Source organism: Actinosynnema sp. NPDC059335 (assembly GCF_042752395.1).
GTDB lineage: Bacteria > Actinomycetota > Actinomycetes > Mycobacteriales > Pseudonocardiaceae > Actinosynnema.
Window position 1 is genome coordinate 1 of record NZ_JBHYXZ010000070.1, and the last position, 14,987, is coordinate 14,987.

Genomic DNA, 14,987 nt, shown 5'->3' on the forward strand with positions numbered 1-14,987 from the left:
TGGGATTGTATTTGTTTATCAGTCACAGCGGGGTCACCATCCGCGGGGGCGGGGTGTTCGGCGGCTGGCGCAGCACCGGCGGCTCCGGCGCGTCCGGTGTGGACACCGTGACGGGCCGGCCCGGTTCGACCACGATCGGCTCGCCGTGGTGGCGGGTGGCCAACGCCTCGCCCGACACGATCCGGTACGTGGCCGAGCCCGGCTCGACCTCCACCGCGAGGCGGGTGCCGCGGAACGACATGCGGAACGCCATCCGGCTCAACCCGGGCGGCAGGCGCGGCGCGAACGACAGCTCGCCGCCGTGGTCGCGCATCCCGCCGAACCCGGCCACGAGCGCGATCCACGCGCCCGCGAGCGACGCCATGTGCAGTCCGTTGTGGACGTTGCGGTGCAGGTCGTGCAGGTCGGTGAACGCGGCCTCGGCCAGGTAGTCGTAGGCGAGCCGCGCCGCGCCGACCTCGGCCGCCAGCACCGCCTGCGTGCCGGCGGACAGCGAGGAGTCGCGCACCGTCCGCTGCTCGTAGTAGGCGAAGTTGCGCGCCTTCTGCGCCGCCGTGAACGCGTCGCCCCGCACGTGCATGGCCAGCACCAGGTCGGCCTGCTTGACCACCTGCTTGCGGTACAGGTCGAAGTACGGCCGGTTGAGCAGCAGGGGGTACTCGTCGGGGTCGGTGCCCTCGAAGTCCCACTCGGCGTGCGAGGTGAACCCCTCCGACTGCTGGTGCACGTCCAGCAGCTCGTCGTAGGGGATCAGCATCCCGTCGGCCGCCTTCCGCCAGGACCCCACCTCCTCGGTGGTCGCGTCGAGCCGCTCGGCCACGTCGGGGTGCCGCTCGCACGCCGCCGCCGCGTTGCGCAGGTTCTCCTGCGCGATGAGGTTGGTGTAGACGTTGTTGTCGACCACCGCCGAGTACTCGTCCGGCCCGGTCACGCCGTCGATGCGGAACCCGCCGTGCTGGTCGTGGTGGCCCAGCGACATCCACAGCCGCGCGGTCTCCACCAGGATCTCCGCGCCGCACTCGCGCTCGAACCCGTGGTCGCCGGTGGCGTTGACGTACTGCGCCACGGCGTGCGAGACGTCGCCGTTGACGTGGAACGCCGCCGTGCTCGCGGGCCAGTAGGCCGAGCACTCCGCGCCGCTGATCGAGCGCCACGGGAACGCCGCGCCGCGCTGCCCGAGCACCTCGGCCCGCTCGCGCGCCTTGTCCAGCGTCGAGTGCCGCCACCGCAGCGCGTCCCGCGCCGCCTCGGGCACGGTGTAGGCCAGCACGGGCAGCACGAACATCTCGGTGTCCCAGAACGCGTGCCCGTCGTAGCCGGGCCCGGTCAGCCCCTTGCCCGGGATCGCCCGCGTCTCGCCGCGCACCGCCGCCTGCATGATGTGGAACAACGCGAACCGCAGCGCCTGCTGCAGCTCGTCGTCGCCGTGCAGCTCGATGTCGGCGACCTCCCAGAAGTCGTCCAGGAACCGCCGCTGCTCGGCCAGCAGGCCCTCCCAACCGGTCTGCCGCGCGCCCGCCAGCGCGGCCTCGACCTGCGCCCGCAGCGCGGGCACGGACCGCTGCGCCGACCAGCCGTACCCCAGGTACTTGACCAGCCGCAGCCTGCCGCCCGCGGGCACGTCCACGGCCGCGGTGAACCGGGCCAGGTCGCCCTCGGCGCGGATCTCCGTGCGCAACCCGTCGTGGACCTCCAGCTCGTGGTCCATGGCCGCGGCCATCCGCAGCCCGGAGTTGCGCGCGTGGTGCGCCAGCACGGCCCGGTAGTCCTCGGCGTGCGCGAAGTCCGACACCAGCGGTTCGTTCAGGGCCGCGGCGACGCGCGGATCGTCGCCCTCGTTCTCCACCGGCTCGTTGGCCAGCAGGTCGGACTGCACGACGAGCTGCACGTCCTCGCTCGGCTCGACCTCGTAGAGGATCGCCGCCACGGCCCGCTGGGTCAGCGACACGAGCCGTTCCGACCGCACGGTGACCCGGCGGCCGGTCGGGGACTCCCACTCCGTGCGGCGGCGCAGCGTGCCCGTGCGGAAGTCGAGTTCGCGCCGGTGGGCGTGGGCGCGGCCGTAGCGCATGTCCAGCGGCTCGTCCTCGACCAGCAGGCGGATCACCTTGCCGTCGGTGACGTTGACGACCGTCTGGCCCGCCTCGGGGTAGCCATAGCCGCCTTCGCCGTACGGCAGCGCGTGCTCCTCGTAGAACCCGTTGAGGTAGGTGCCGGGCAGGCCGCGCGGCTCGCCCTCGTCCAGCGTGCCGCGCAGGCCGATGTGCCCGTTGGACAGCGCGAACACCGACTCGGTCCGGCGCAGCTGGTCGACCGCGAGGCCGTCCCAGCGCACCATCCAGGGGTGGACCTCCCAGCCGCTCACAGCAGCTCCGCCAGGTCCTCGACCACGACGTCCGCGCCGTGCGCCAGCAGCGCGTCCCGCTGGCCGGTCCGGTCCACGCCGACCACGTGCCCGAACCCGCCCGCGCGGCCCGCCTGCACGCCCGCCAGCGCGTCCTCGAACACGGCCGCGTGCTCCGGGCCCGTGCCGAGCAGCTTCGCGCCCGCCAGGAACGAGTCGGGCGCGGGCTTGCCCTTGAGCCCGTCGTGGACGATCACCACGCCGTCCACCAGGGCCTGCACGAACGGGCTGAGGCCCGCCGCGTCGAGCACCTTGCGCGCGTTCGCCGACGACGTCACCACGCCGATGGCTAGCCCTTCGTCGCGCACCGCGCTCAGGTAGGGGACCGTGCCCGCGTAGGGCGTCACACCTTCGTGTCGGATGATGGCCTCCAACAGGTCGTTCTTGCGGTTGCCGACGCCGTGCACCGTGTCGCGGTCCGGCGGGTCGTCCGGCGCGCCCTCGGGCAGCGTGATGCCGCGCGAGGCCAGGAACTCCCGCACGCCGTCGTACCGGGGCCGCCCGTCCACGTACTTCAGGTAGTCCGATTCGGCGAACGGAGGTTGGCCGAGCGGGCGCAGGAAGTCGTCGAACGTGCGCCGCCAGGCGCGGCGGTGCAGCACGGCCGTGCTCGTGAGCACGCCGTCCAGGTCGAAGAGGCAGGCGGTGATCGCGTCAGGCAGTCCGAGGGCCATGGTCAGTTGTCTACCCGTTCCCGGTCCGGGGTACCCGCTGGTCGGACGCACAACGGCGGAGGGATCTGACCATGGGCAAGCCGCGCGTGCTGGTCGTCGGAACGGGCTTCGCGGGCTACCACTGCCTGCGCACGCTGGAACGCGTGCTCCCGGCCGACGCCGCCGAACTGGTGGCGGTCAACCCCACCGACTACATGCTGTACGTGCCGCTGCTGCCGGAGGTGGCGGGCGGCTCGCTGGACCCGCGCCGGGTCGCCGTGCCGCTGCGGCCGAAGCTGCCCCGCACGCGGTTGGTGCAGGCGAACGTCACCGGCATCGACCTGGCCACCCGCACGTGCACCGCGGTGGACGTGGAGGGGCGCGAGCACGTGCTGGAGTGGGACCGGCTCGTGCTGACCGCGGGCTCGGTCACCCGGCTGCTGTCGATCCCGGGCGTGGCGGAGCACGCGTTCGGGTTCAAGTCGGTCGCCGAGGCGGTGTTCCTGCGCGACCACGTGCTGCGGCAGGTCGAGCTGGCCGAGCAGGCGACCGACCCGGCCGAGCGGGCGGCGCGGGCGACGTTCGTCGTGGTCGGGGCCGGGTACACGGGCACGGAGCTGGTGGCGCAGGGCCAGCAGCTCACCCGGTCGGCGTTGCGCGGGCGCACCGGGCTCGCGGAGTCCGAGATCAAGTGGGTGCTCGTGGACATGGCGCCGCGCGTGCTGCCCGGCCTGGACGACCGGCTGTCCGGACCGGCCGCGCGGGTGCTGCGCGCCCGCGGCGTGGACCTCCGGCTGGAGACCAGCGTCAAGGAGGTCACCCCGGACTGCGCCGTGCTGACCGACGGCAGCCGCATCCCGACCCGGACCCTGGTGTGGTGCGTGGGCGTGCGGCCCGACCCGCTGGTGGAGTCGGTGGCGTTGTCCACGGTGAAGGGGCGGGTCGTGGTGGACCCGACGCTGGCCGTGCCGACGCACCCGCACGTGTTCGCGGCCGGCGACGTGGCCGCCGTGCCCGACGTGTACCACGACGGCGAGCCGACCCCGATGACCGCGCAGCACGCGCAGCGGCAGGGCAAGCTCGCCGGGCGCAACGTCGCGGCGTCGCTCGGGCACGGCGACGTGGGCGCCTACCGGCACCGCGACCTCGGTTTCGTGGTCGACCTGGCGGGCTCGCAGGCCGTCGCCAACCCGCTGCGGGTGCCGATGACCGGCGTGCCGGCGAAGGCGGTCGCCCGCGGGTACCACCTGCTCGCGATGCCGGGCAACCGGCTGCGGGTGGCGGTCGACTGGCTGACCGACCTGCTCGCCCGTCGCCAGGTGGTGCAGTTCGGGCTGGTCCCGGAGGCGGGCGTGCGGCTGGGCGACGTCGAGAAGGCCGCCACCGGCCAGCGCCGGTGAGGCCGGAAGGGGCCGCGACCGGCCGGCGTCGGTGAGGCGCGAGGAAGCCGCCACGGGGCGGCGTCGGTGAGGTCGGAGGAGGCCGCGACCGGCCGGCGTCGGCGAACACCGGCCGGTGAGGCCCGACGGCGTGCCCGGTCGAGGGGCGCGCCGTGCGGGCCGGCCGTGCGGGGCCGTCACCGGGCTTCGGGTCAGGCGGGCTTCAGCGGGTCGTGGCCGATCGACATGAGGCGGTGCCGCCAGTGCGCCTCGCCCGCGGTCGGCTCCAGGTCGGCCCGGCGCTGCTCGTGCACCCGGTCCACGACCTTGCGCATCACCCTGACGTCCTCGGTGGTCAGGTCCGTGCGGCGCTTGCGCAGGACCCGGAGGACCTCCTGGCCGGTCGGCGTCCCCGCCTGGTCCGGCACGGTCTCGCTGTCCTCGTCCGCCGAGCGGGTCCGCAACCACTCCTCCAGCTCGTGCGAGGTCATGTTCACCACGCGGTGGAACTCGTCCCACAAGGTGTCGGTCATGGGGATGAGGTTTGCCGCCGCGGGACCGGTCGAAACGGCCACGGCGGGGCGAACCCGGCCCCGACGACGCGGGGGCCGGGGTCCCGCCGGGGTCAGATCAGGTCCGGCGCGTACTGCGCCTTCGCCGCCGCGACGGCCGCCTGGACCTCCTCCTCGGTGGCGCTGCCGGACGCCTCGACGGCCGCCGTCCACGCCTCGATCGACCCGAGGTTGAACCGCTGCGTCTCGGGCGAGTTGGCGGCGGCGGTCGGGTCGTCGCCCTCCGCGACCTCGCCCGCCAGCCAGAGGGCGAGGCCGAGCAGCGCGCCGTCCCAGCCGGGGCCGACGTAGAGCGCGCCCGCGCCGCTGCCGGCCATCGCCTTGGGCACGGTGTGCTCCAGCTCGACCGTCGTCCGCTCGTCCTCGTCCGCGACCAGGCGCAGCTCCACGATGCTGGTCTCGCCGCCGAACGTGACCCGCAGCAGCTTCGGCGGCGAGCACGTCAGGATCCGGCCGCCCGCGTTGCCCTCCAGCTGGAAGTCGCCGCCCTCGCGCAGGTCGCCGCTGATCGGCATGAACCAGCGCCGGAGCCGGTCGGGGTCGGTCACCGCGTCCCACACGTCCTCGGCCGCCGCGTCGTACGTGCGGCGCAGCAGCACACCGACGGTCTCGTCCGAGCCCGCGTTCACCTCGCGGTGGATGGCCTTGAGCTGGGCGGCGATGTCGATCACTGTCGTTCCTCCTTGAGTCGCCTCTCGCGCTTGCCGCGCGCGAGTTCGGTGGCCAGCGCGTCGAGGTGCCCGCTCCAGAACCGGCGGAACCGGTCGAGCCACTCGTCCACCTCCCGCAGCCCCTGGTCGTCCACCGCGTAGAGGCGTCGGGTGCCTTCCGCGCGGACGCGGGCGAAGCCGTTCTCGCGCAGCACCCGCAGGTGCTGGGAGACGGCGGGCTGCGAGATGCCGAACTCCCGGCGGACCACCTCCGTGACCGCCCCGGAGGTCTGCTCGCCGTCGGCCAACAGCTCCAGGATGCGGCGACGGACGGGATCGCCGAGTACGTCGAACGCGTGCACGACCTGCATCTTTCAGGCTCGGCTTATATAAGTCAAATCTAAGGCTCCGGAATTGTCGGTGGTCGGTGGCACTATCTCGAACGGATGTTCGGTACGCGTTCGAAGGGAGCCATGCGATGCGTGTTCGACTCGATCCCCGTCAGTGGCCCGGCCGTGTCATCCCCGAGACCGACGCCGAGATCGACACGGCGGTCGAGGCGCTCTGCCTGCGCGCCACCTGGCCCGACGCCCACCGCGCCGCCGTGCGCCGGGTCGTCGAGCCGTGGTTCGGCGAGGGGTGGAGCGTCGATGCCCTGCTGGCGGCGGTCGACCGCAGGCCGGACGGCACGAGGCAGGGCAGCCCGCGCAACCGCGACCAGGTGGCGCACGACTTCCTCCGTGCGCGGCTGCGGTCGTGGTGGCAGGGGGGCGCGCGGCGAGCGCGCCCCCCGGTGGCGGGCATGACGCTGGGCGCGTGGTGGCGGATCAACCGCCGCAACGCCCGGCTGACCGAGCCGCGGCCCCGGCGGCCGCTGAGCGCGGCGGGCAGCCTCGCGCGCGAGCAGTCGCGGGAGCGGGTGCGGGCCAGGGTGAAGGACCCGGTGGAGCGGTCGCGCGAGTTGGCGCGGCGGCGGCAGGAGGTGCTGGACAGCCTGCTGGTGCCGGGGCAGCGGGTGCCGACGTTCGACGACGCCCGGAAGCTGCTGGCCGACGTGCGGCTGCCCGCGCACCCGGTGTGCAGCCGGTGCGGGTGTCGGCAGGGGGTGCTGCCGAACGCCGCTTGACACGTCCTTAGTCTGTGGTTCCCGACACGGTGATTCTCGGCCGGCGGGTTCGTGCGCTTCCGGGCAGCGACGCCCGCCGGTGGCCCCTGCCGCCCGAGCCGTGCGCGGCCCGCCGTGACGCGACCGGTCGACGTCCTGTTCCGCAAGCTGTGGCCGTAGGAGTTGGCAGTGTCCTGGTTGTTCACCCTCGTCCTGTGCGTGGCGGCGTTCCTGGCGGGCGCGGCCCTGGTCTGGTCGCGCCTCAACCCCACCATCCGCGACCTGCGCGCCCGCCTCGACCAGGCGACCACCCCGAACGCCACCACCGCACCGACCACCCCGAAGGCCACCGCCACCGACGAGGCCGCCGCCGCCGCCGAGCCCACCACCTCCGCGCCGACGACCCCGGCACCCGCGCCCGCCGCGGCCACCACGGACTCGGTCCCTGCCGCCCCGACCGCCGCCACGCCGGCCGCCACCGAGCCGGTCCGCGCCGAAACCGCCGCCGAGCCGGTTGCCGCCGAGCCCGCCGCCAAGCCTGCTGTCGCGGACTCCACCACCGCCGAGCCGACCGCCGCCGAAGCCGCCCCCGAGCCGGCCGTCGCCGAACCCGAGCCCGCACCGGCTGCCGCCGCCGAGCCGACCACGACCGCCGAGCCGATCGCCGCCGAGCCGACCCCTGCCGCCGCGCCCGCCGAGTCCGCGCCTGCCGAGCCGGCCGCCGTGGAGCCCGCCGAGTCCGCGCCCACCGAGCCGGTTGCCGCCGCCGAGCCGGTTGCCGCCCAGCCCGCCGCGCCCGCCGCCCCTGCCGAGCCGGTCGCCGCAGACCCGGTTGCCGCCGTGCCGGTTGAGGCGGAGCCGGTTGCCGCGGAGCACGTCGCCGCAGAGCCGGAGGCGCAGCCCGCCGCGACCGCCGCGACCGGGAACCCGGAGGGCCTGGCGGTCAAGGCGAACTCCAAGTCGATGATCTTCCACACCCCGGACTCGCCGTACTACAAGCGCATGAAGGGCGACGTCACCTTCGCCTCCGTCGCCGAAGCCGAGCGCGCCGGCTACACCCAGTGGACCCCGAAGCCGAAGGTCGCCTCACCCGCCCGCTGACCCAACCCCCGAACCCGCCGAACCAGCGCACAACCGAACGCATAGGCCCGCACCGCCCGGGTACGCCCCGGTCGGGGTGACCTGATGCCGACGCGAGGCCCGACGTGACCGCGCTGGCGCTCCACCGCACCGACGTCGCCGGCGTCGCGGTGCTGCGCCCGGCCGGCACGCTCGACTTGACCACCTATCGCGACCTGCGCGACGGGCTGCTGGAGTGCGCCGCCGACGAGCCGACCGCGCTCGTCGTCCGGCTGGACGACGGCTTCGAGTGCGCCACGCCCGCGTTCATGTCGGTCTTCACGACGGTCTGCCAACGCGTGGCCGAGTGGCCGGGCGTGCCGGTGCTGCTGGTCGCCGAGACGCCCGGCCACCGGCGCTCCCGGGCGGCCGCCGCGGTGCCCCGGTTCACCACGCTCACCGCCGCCCTGGCCGCCGCCGAACGCCCGCCCGACCACGCGCCCGACCACCGCGCCGAGATCCGCCTGCCCGCCTCCCTCGCCGGCGGCCGGCTCGCGCGGTGCTTCGTCCGGGACGCCTGCGAGCGCTGGGTCGTCGCCCACCTCGTCCCCAGCGCCGCCACGGTGGCCACCGAACTGGTCGAGAACGCCGTCCGCCACGCGCGTTCCGCCCCGGTGCTGCGCCTGCGGCTGAACGGCCGCGCCCTGACCATCGCGGTGTGCGACGACGACCCCGACCCGCCCGCCACGCCGGCGGTCGAGCCGCTGCGGCCGGGCGGGCGGGGCATCATGATCGTGTCGTCGTTGAGCCGGACGTGGGGCTGCTACCGGCGACCGCGGGGCGGCAAGATCGTCTGGGCGGTCCTGGACGGGTGACCGTCAGCTCGCCTCGTCCACGGCCGCCACGATCGTGAACCGGTCCACCAGCCCGGTCAGCTGCAACGGCTGCCGCACGACCTTCGTCGTCACCACCAGCCGCAACGCCGTGTCCTCCGCCACGCACGCCGCGCGCAGCGCGATCAGCATGTTGATCCCGGTCGACCCGAGGAACGTCACCCCGGACAGGTCGAGCACCAGCACCCGGACCGGGCGGCCGAGCACGGCGCGGACGTGACCCTCCACCGCCGGTGTCGTCGCCATGTCGAGTTCACCCGCCACGGCGACGACCACCACACCCGCGGACACCTCGCGCGTCGTGAACGTGACGGCGTCGGTGAAGTCGTCCATGTCCCACTCCAGGGTGTGGTCGGCAGTGTGCGGCTGTCTGCTCAACCGCGCTCAGCCTAGGCCCACGCAAACTGTGAGCCCCCGTCAGGACCGGTGCAACTCCTTCGCCAGCTCCGACTTGCTCATCCCCGACGCCCCCGACAGGCCCGCGTTGCGCGCCTGCGCGAGCAGTTCCTCGCGCGTTTCCTCACCCGGCCGGTCGCCCAGGTGCCGGGCCCGGCTCTCGGCGAACGCCCGCCCCAGCTCCTCGCGCCGCGCGTCGTCCAACCGCTCGCGCATGCCCGGCAGGACCGTCGACTCCTCTTCCTCGACGTGGTGCGTCACGGACTCGACCAGCTCCCGCAGCACGTCGTCGAACGCGGCCGACGTCGGATCCGTCCCGGACAGCTTGAGCAGCAGCCGCTCGGCGTCGGCGTGCTCCTCCTGGCTGTGCTCGACCTCCTCGGTCTCGCCCGCCTCGTCCTTGGCGACCGGGTAGACCTCGGCCTCCTCGGCGCGGCTGTGCGCGGTGAGCACGGCGGTCAGCACGGGCACCAGCAGCGGCCGCTTCTCCGGGTGGTCCTTCAGCTCGGCGAACAGCCGCTCCACCTCGCGGTGGTCCTGCATGATCAGATCGACTACGTCGGGCATGTCGTCCTCCGTCACGTGATGTGGCGCAGGAGTAGTACCCGGAGATCAGCCGACCACGCGTCGGATCACGTCGACGGGCCCGATGGACTCGATGTCCTGGATCTTCACGGGCACGCCCTCGGTGGACGCGTGCACCGCGCGCAGGCCGTCGATCGCCATCGCCACGTGCGTCCGCCCCGAGTAGTAGATGATCAGGTCGCCGGCCTTCACGTCGTTGCGCGACACCGACCGGCCGATGGTGGCCTGGCCGTAGGTGGTGCGCGGGATGGCGATGCCCGCCGACCGGTATGCCGCCTGCATCAGGCTGGAGCAGTCCCACGTGTCCGGACCGTTCGAGCCGTACACGTAGTCCTTGCCGCGTTGCGCCAGCGCGAACGCCAGCGCCCGGCCCGCCGTGCCCGACGGCACCGGGATCTCGCTCATGTCGCCCGCGTTGTTCAACGCCGCCCGTTCGGCCGGGCTCAACGAGCGGTACGCGTCGCGGGCCTCGGCGATCTGCCCGTCGAGCGCGGCCTTGCGCTGGTCGATGTCCGCGATCGCCTGGTTCGCGGCCCCGGCGGCCTCGGTGGCGCGGCGGGCGGCGTCGTTGGCGCGGTCGACGGCCTCGCCGAGGCCCTGCAACGCCTCCGCGCTGTCGCCCGCCAGCACGCCGAGCGCGGACATGCGGTTGAGGAAGTCCTGTTGCGAGTCGCTGACGAGCAGCGCGGAGAGCTGGTTGAACCGCGCGCCCTCGAAGGACGCCTCGGTGAGCAGGTCCACCTGGCCGCGCAGCGACTCCTGCGCCTGCTGCGCCGCGGTGAGGTCGCGGTTGGCCTGGTCGAGCGCTCCCTGCGCGTTCGTCAGGGCCTCCTGCGCCCGCAGGTGCTCCTCGTTCAGCGCCTCGGCCTGGGTGGACAGCTCGTTGTACTTCCGCAACGCCTCCGAGGCGTTCGACGGCGCCTCGGGGTCCGCCGCGGCGTGGGGGAGGGGCGGGACGGCCCCGATCAGCACGGAGACGGCCGTCGCCGTCAGGGCCGCGCGGACGGTGCGCTGAGCGGTTGTCGACGCCACGGTCGCGCGGTCCTCCTTCACACCGGGTGGGCTGCCCTCGAACGGGTTACACCCGCCCAGGTCGCGGTCAGGTTACGGAACCGGTCGCGGCTCGTCCACCAACGGCCCCACCGGGGCGTGTCACCGGTCCGCCCGCACGGCGCGGGTGAACCGCCGCCACCGGTCGGAACCCACGCAGAGCACCGGGCCGAGCCCCCGGTCCTTCGAGTCGCGCACCCGCACCACGTCGCCGTCGAACCGGACCTCGACGCAGTCGCCGGACGCGGTGCTGAAGCTGCTCTTGAACCAGCCGCGCGCGGTGGCGGAGGGGCTGTGGGGCATCAGAAGCGCTCCATCTCGTGGTAGACCGCGCGGATGAAGTCGCGCGAGTCGTGGTCGCCGAGGGCCCGGTCGAACGTCTCCGCGAAGCTCGCCACCGACTCGACTATCACCTGGCGCTTGTCCACGAGGACACCGCTGATCGCCGTCTCCTGGTACAGCAGGTCGCCGAGCTTCGCGGAGCGGAAGGAGAGGATCTTCAGCGCCGAGCCGAGCAGCGGGTGCGCGCCCGCCATGAACGGGATCACGCGGATGCGGACGTGGTCCCCCTTGCGGTCGAGGACGTGGAGCAGGTGGGCGAGCTGCCCGCGCACGACGCCCGGGTCCCCGACCCACTGCCGCAACGCGGCCTCGCCGAGCACCACGTCGAGCTTGAGCGGGTCCGGGCCGTCCAGCCGGACCTGCCGCGCGAGCCGCGTGCGCAGCCGCGGGCCGATGTCGACCGGCCGGATGTAGGGCGTGCCCGCGACCATCACGGCCCGCGCGTAGTCGGCGGTCTGCAACAGCCCCGGGATGATGTCCGGCGCGTACTCGAAGACCTTGTCCGCGCCCGCCTCCAACCCCAGCAGCCGCAGGAACTCGTCCGAGTAGAGCCGGCCGTACTCGTGCCACCACTCGCGCCGCTCGGTCTGCGCGCGCAGCGCCTCCAGCTCGGCGCGCTCGCCGGCCGACAGCCCGTAGGCGTCGGCGAGGTCGCCGAGCTTGGCGGGGGTCAGCCGGCGCTTGCCGGACTCGATCGCGGACAGGTTCGTGCCGCCGATGCCCGTCGTCTTGCCGACCGCCGCCGCGGTGAGCCCGAGCCGCTCCCGGTGCTCGCGCAGCCTCAACCCGAGTTCCCACGCCTGAACCGTGCTGGAGATCGGGGCGTCGTCGCCCATGCCCTCATCCTGTCGCGCCTGATCATCGAGACCGCTGGCTCGATCCTGTATGCGGAGCGCCACACAGGGTAGCGACAAGCGCACTCGTCCGATGAATCGACAGGAAGATAAGTATCAATATAGCTTCGGAGTGACACGCGAGGTGCCCGAACGGTCTCCGGCAGTGAGGTAGTGACCACGATGGACATCAAACCCACGCTGCGTGGCCGCCTGCTCGGCCGGGAACTCCGCCGGGCCCGCGAGGACTCGGGGTTGACCGTGGCCGAACTCGCCGCGCGCACCCGGCAGTCACCGGACTGGATCCGCCGGCTGGAGGACGGCATCGCGTCCTCGCCGGCCGCCGACCAGACCACGTGGTGCGCCTGGGGGGCGGAGTCGTCCAGCGTGCTCAACGTGCTGTGCCGCACCGCCGAGCGGATCGACCTGCTCGCGCCGCTGGGCATCCACCCGGCGCTGGACCGGCTCGACGCCGACCGCTGCACGGCCTACGTGCTGGAGGGCACTGCGGTGGACCGAACCGACGTCGTGGTCCGCGTGATCCCGTACAGCGCGGGCGCCTACCCCGGCGTGGTGAACCACCCGTTGACCCGGTTCACCCTCGCCGACGGCCCGGCGGTCGTGTTCTACCCGTGCGTGCACCGCGCGATGTTCACCGAGGACCCCCGGCACGTCGAGCTGGCGAACGCCCTCTTCGCCCACCTAGCCGAGATCACCGACTAGCGACAGGCCGGTGAGGTCCGTCCGGCCGCCGGGGTGGCGGACCGCGCGGCCCGAGGCGGCGGTGGCCAGCCGGCCCGCCTGCTCCGGGCCGTCGCCGCGCGCCAGGCCCACGGTCAGCGCGGCCACGAACGCGTCACCGCCGCCGGTCGTGTCCACGACGTCCTCGTCGGTCAGCGGGACCGCCGCCGACCCGCCGTCCCACACCAGCACGTTCGCCTCGCCCGGCGCCTCCAGCGCCACCACCGACGGCCCCCGGCCCAGCAGCTCGCGCCCGGCCCGCAGGGCCGCGTCCACGCCGGTGATCGCCCGCCCGGTCAGCAGCTCCGCCTCCCGGTGGTCGGCGCGCACCACGTCGGCCGCCGCCAGCAGCTCGGCCTCCCGCCCGTCCGGCGCGCCGTCCAGCACGACCAGCCCGCCCGCCGCGCGCACCGCCGCCAGCGCCGCGTCGGCCGGTTGCTGCAACTGCACGACCACCGCGTCCGCGCCGGCCAGCAGCGCCGACGCCGCCCGGACGTCCGCCGCGGTGACGAGCGTCGCGGCGGGGACGTCCTCCAGGTAGCGGTAGCCGCCGTCGCAGACGACGTCCACGATCAGGGCCGTTCGGACGCCCTCCCGGCGCACCACCCCGGCCGTGGCTACGCCGTCCGCGTCCAGCCGCTCGACCAGCAGGCGGCCCTCCCGGTCGTCCCCGACGACGCCCACCAGGGCGGCCGTTGCGCCCAGCTGCCTGGTGCCCCGGGCGATGTTCGCGCCCTTGCCGCCGAGCATTTCACGACGTTCCAGCACCCCCGCCCGACCGCCCCGCGCGGGCACCTCGGGGACCACCAACACCAGGTCACGGGCTATCTGACCGACCACCGCGATCCGCATGTCGGTGCGGTACCCGGTGGCCACCAGTTGAAACGGAGCGTTGACGTGGCGTCACCGGTAATGCGATCGTAATTCTGGGAGCGCTCCCAGTCCCGTGGTTCGCAGATCACCGTCGATCTGAAGGAGAATGTCCTTGCGACTCAAGCGCTTTGGGGCGTTGGCCGTGGCCGCGCTCGGTATCGTCGGTGTGACCAGCGTGTTCGCCCAGAGCGGCGTGGCGCTGGCGCACGGTTCGATGACCTTCCCCCCGAGCCGCACCTACGCCTGCTACGAGGACGGCAGGATCGGTGGCGGCGGCGGTGACCTGAACCCGACGAACCCCGCGTGCGTCGCCGCGGTGCAGATCGGTGGCAAGCAACCGCTGTGGGACTGGTACGGCAACCTCATCAGCCTGGCCGGCGGCCGGCACCGCGAGATCATCGCCGACGGCGACCTGTGCGGGCCGACCACCAAGTACGACGCCTACAACCTGGCCCGCAGCGACTGGCCGGTGACCACCCTGCGGGCGGGCGCGCCGATCACCTTCAAGTACAACGCGTGGGCCCCGCACCCGGGCCGGTGGGACCAGTACGTCACCAAGGACGGCTTCGACGTCACGCAGCCGCTGAAGTGGTCCGACCTGGAGCCCGCGCCGTTCGACAGCATCACCAACCCGCCGCTGGGCAACGGCGAGTACTCGTGGAACGGCACCCTGCCCAACAAGACCGGCCGCCACATCATCTACTCGATCTGGCAGCGCAGTGACAGCCCCGAGGCGTTCTACAGCTGCTCGGACGTGAACTTCACCGGCGGCTCCGGCGGCGGCGACACCCAGGCCCCGGCCGCGCCGGGCGCCCCCACGGCCACGGCCTCGTCCACCTCGGTCGCGTTGAGCTGGGCCGCGGCCACCGACAACGTCGGCGTGACCGGCTACACGGTGTACCGCGAGGCGGGCGCGACGGACGTCGCGGTCGCGACGACCTCGGGCACCACCGCCACGGTCACCGGCCTGACCGCGGACACGGCGTACCAGTTCTACGTGGTGGCGCGGGACGCGGCGGGCAACACCTCGACGCCGTCGGCCGTCGTGTCGGTGCGGACGACGACGGGCGGCGGCACCACGCCCGGCGCGTGCGCGGTGACGTACAGCGTGCCCAGCTCGTGGTCCGGCGGCTTCACCGCGAACGTGTCGGTGAAGAACACGGGCACCAGCGCGGTCAACGCGTGGCAGCTCGTGTGGGACGTCCCGAGCGGCCAGGGCATCACCCAGGCGTGGTCGGCCGAGGTCGCCGTCGCGTCGGGCAAGGCCACCGCGAAGGGTGCGAGCTGGAACCAGAACATCCAGCCGGGTCAGTCGGTGAGCTTCGGGTTCAACGGCTCGTCGCAGGGGACGCCCGCGAACCCGACGTCGTTCACCCTCAACGGCGCCCTGTGCGCCGCGGGCTGATGTTCTGGCGCTTAGCGGGGCATGCCCCCCGCAGTGTTGGGTGGTGG

The 14,987-nt window shown here is 73.7% G+C and carries 17 protein-coding genes; 6 read left to right on the forward strand and 11 right to left on the reverse strand.

From position 1 onward, the window contains the following. Window positions 1-22: 22 nt before the first annotated feature. Together ACFXGA_RS21930 and ACFXGA_RS21935 are read right to left on the reverse strand one after the other, a co-directional pair. Window positions 23-2,338 (reverse strand): glycoside hydrolase family 65 protein, encoded by a 2,316-nt coding sequence (locus ACFXGA_RS21930; RefSeq protein WP_378090708.1) that lies wholly within the window; start codon window positions 2,336-2,338, stop codon window positions 23-25. A gap of 23 nt (window positions 2,339-2,361) precedes the next feature. Further along, complete coding sequence (locus ACFXGA_RS21935) at window positions 2,362-3,078, reverse strand: HAD family hydrolase (RefSeq protein WP_378090665.1); 717 nt, start codon at window positions 3,076-3,078, stop codon at window positions 2,362-2,364. 71 nt (window positions 3,079-3,149) lie between these two features. Between ACFXGA_RS21935 and ACFXGA_RS21940 the strand changes: the two genes are divergently transcribed. After that, window positions 3,150-4,457, forward strand: coding sequence for an NAD(P)/FAD-dependent oxidoreductase (locus ACFXGA_RS21940; RefSeq protein ID WP_378090666.1), 1,308 nt, complete (start codon window positions 3,150-3,152; stop codon window positions 4,455-4,457). A 191-nt stretch (window positions 4,458-4,648) separates the two neighbouring features. Here the strand turns inward: ACFXGA_RS21940 and ACFXGA_RS21945 are convergent, their stop codons facing one another. From ACFXGA_RS21945 to ACFXGA_RS21955, 3 genes are all read right to left on the reverse strand, one after another. After that, window positions 4,649-4,969 carry a DUF3140 domain-containing protein gene (locus ACFXGA_RS21945; protein WP_378090667.1) on the reverse strand — a complete coding sequence of 107 codons (321 nt, stop codon included), beginning with the start codon at window positions 4,967-4,969 and terminating at the stop codon, window positions 4,649-4,651. A 92-nt stretch (window positions 4,970-5,061) separates the two neighbouring features. After that, window positions 5,062-5,679 (reverse strand): SRPBCC domain-containing protein, encoded by a 618-nt coding sequence (locus tag ACFXGA_RS21950; protein ID WP_378090668.1) that lies wholly within the window; start codon window positions 5,677-5,679, stop codon window positions 5,062-5,064. Continuing rightward, entirely contained in the window at window positions 5,676-6,020 is a 345-nt protein-coding gene (locus ACFXGA_RS21955; RefSeq protein WP_378090669.1) for an ArsR/SmtB family transcription factor, read from the reverse strand. The genes ACFXGA_RS21950 and ACFXGA_RS21955 overlap by 4 nt, the downstream gene beginning before the upstream one ends. Window positions 6,021-6,136: 116 nt before the next feature. Between ACFXGA_RS21955 and ACFXGA_RS21960 the strand changes: the two genes are divergently transcribed. From ACFXGA_RS21960 to ACFXGA_RS21970, 3 genes are all read left to right on the forward strand, one after another. Continuing rightward, window positions 6,137-6,784 (forward strand): hypothetical protein, encoded by a 648-nt coding sequence (locus ACFXGA_RS21960; RefSeq protein ID WP_233823514.1) that lies wholly within the window; start codon window positions 6,137-6,139, stop codon window positions 6,782-6,784. Window positions 6,785-6,952: 168 nt separating this feature from the next. After that, window positions 6,953-7,864, forward strand: a complete 912-nt coding sequence (locus ACFXGA_RS21965) for a hypothetical protein (RefSeq protein WP_378090670.1) — start codon at window positions 6,953-6,955, stop codon at window positions 7,862-7,864. A gap of 104 nt (window positions 7,865-7,968) precedes the next feature. Further along, entirely contained in the window at window positions 7,969-8,697 is a 729-nt protein-coding gene (locus ACFXGA_RS21970) for an ATP-binding protein (protein ID WP_378090671.1), read from the forward strand. Between the two features lie 3 nt (window positions 8,698-8,700). Here ACFXGA_RS21970 and ACFXGA_RS21975 read toward each other — a convergent pair whose 3' ends face one another. From ACFXGA_RS21975 to ACFXGA_RS21995, 5 genes are all read right to left on the reverse strand, one after another. Next, a complete protein-coding gene (locus ACFXGA_RS21975; protein WP_378090672.1) occupies window positions 8,701-9,093 on the reverse strand; it encodes an STAS domain-containing protein in 393 nt (130 codons plus the stop codon). 39 nt (window positions 9,094-9,132) lie between these two features. Continuing rightward, window positions 9,133-9,678 carry a hemerythrin domain-containing protein gene (locus ACFXGA_RS21980; protein ID WP_378090673.1) on the reverse strand — a complete coding sequence of 182 codons (546 nt, stop codon included), beginning with the start codon at window positions 9,676-9,678 and terminating at the stop codon, window positions 9,133-9,135. Window positions 9,679-9,723: 45 nt separating this feature from the next. After that, window positions 9,724-10,728 (reverse strand): NlpC/P60 family protein, encoded by a 1,005-nt coding sequence (locus tag ACFXGA_RS21985; protein ID WP_378090674.1) that lies wholly within the window; start codon window positions 10,726-10,728, stop codon window positions 9,724-9,726. A 120-nt stretch (window positions 10,729-10,848) separates the two neighbouring features. Beyond that, window positions 10,849-11,049: a DUF397 domain-containing protein gene (locus tag ACFXGA_RS21990; protein WP_378090675.1), complete on the reverse strand. Its 201-nt coding sequence runs from the start codon at window positions 11,047-11,049 to the stop codon at window positions 10,849-10,851. Beyond that, entirely contained in the window at window positions 11,049-11,924 is an 876-nt protein-coding gene (locus tag ACFXGA_RS21995) for a helix-turn-helix domain-containing protein (protein ID WP_378090676.1), read from the reverse strand. The genes ACFXGA_RS21990 and ACFXGA_RS21995 overlap by 1 nt, the downstream gene beginning before the upstream one ends. A gap of 180 nt (window positions 11,925-12,104) precedes the next feature. Between ACFXGA_RS21995 and ACFXGA_RS22000 the strand changes: the two genes are divergently transcribed. Beyond that, window positions 12,105-12,644, forward strand: coding sequence for a Scr1 family TA system antitoxin-like transcriptional regulator (locus ACFXGA_RS22000; protein WP_378090677.1), 540 nt, complete (start codon window positions 12,105-12,107; stop codon window positions 12,642-12,644). On the opposite strand, the gene ACFXGA_RS22005 is transcribed toward ACFXGA_RS22000, so the two are convergent. Beyond that, entirely contained in the window at window positions 12,624-13,538 is a 915-nt protein-coding gene (locus tag ACFXGA_RS22005) for a PfkB family carbohydrate kinase (protein WP_378090678.1), read from the reverse strand. The two genes, ACFXGA_RS22000 and ACFXGA_RS22005, sit on opposite strands and share 21 nt — an antisense overlap. A gap of 109 nt (window positions 13,539-13,647) precedes the next feature. Here ACFXGA_RS22005 and ACFXGA_RS22010 point away from each other — a divergent pair, with 109 nt between their 5' ends. Beyond that, a complete protein-coding gene (locus ACFXGA_RS22010) occupies window positions 13,648-14,940 on the forward strand; it encodes a lytic polysaccharide monooxygenase (RefSeq protein ID WP_378090679.1) in 1,293 nt (430 codons plus the stop codon). Window positions 14,941-14,987: the final 47 nt, after the last annotated feature.

Excerpts from the sequence above, each read along its gene's own strand:
- ACFXGA_RS21935 (WP_378090665.1), bottom strand. The coding sequence starts at position 3,078 with ATGGCCCTCGGACTGCCTGACGCGATCACCGCCTGCCTCTTCGACCTG.
- ACFXGA_RS21945 (WP_378090667.1), bottom strand. The coding sequence starts at position 4,969 with ATGACCGACACCTTGTGGGACGAGTTCCACCGCGTGGTGAACATGACC.
- ACFXGA_RS21990 (WP_378090675.1), bottom strand. The coding sequence starts at position 11,049 with ATGCCCCACAGCCCCTCCGCCACCGCGCGCGGCTGGTTCAAGAGCAGC.
- ACFXGA_RS21995 (WP_378090676.1), bottom strand. The coding sequence starts at position 11,924 with ATGGGCGACGACGCCCCGATCTCCAGCACGGTTCAGGCGTGGGAACTC.
- ACFXGA_RS21930 (WP_378090708.1), bottom strand. The coding sequence starts at position 2,338 with ATGGTGCGCTGGGACGGCCTCGCGGTCGACCAGCTGCGCCGGACCGAG.
- ACFXGA_RS21960 (WP_233823514.1), top strand. The coding sequence starts at position 6,137 with ATGCGTGTTCGACTCGATCCCCGTCAGTGGCCCGGCCGTGTCATCCCC.
- ACFXGA_RS21940 (WP_378090666.1), top strand. The coding sequence starts at position 3,150 with ATGGGCAAGCCGCGCGTGCTGGTCGTCGGAACGGGCTTCGCGGGCTAC.
- ACFXGA_RS21980 (WP_378090673.1), bottom strand. The coding sequence starts at position 9,678 with ATGCCCGACGTAGTCGATCTGATCATGCAGGACCACCGCGAGGTGGAG.
- ACFXGA_RS22000 (WP_378090677.1), top strand. The coding sequence starts at position 12,105 with ATGGACATCAAACCCACGCTGCGTGGCCGCCTGCTCGGCCGGGAACTC.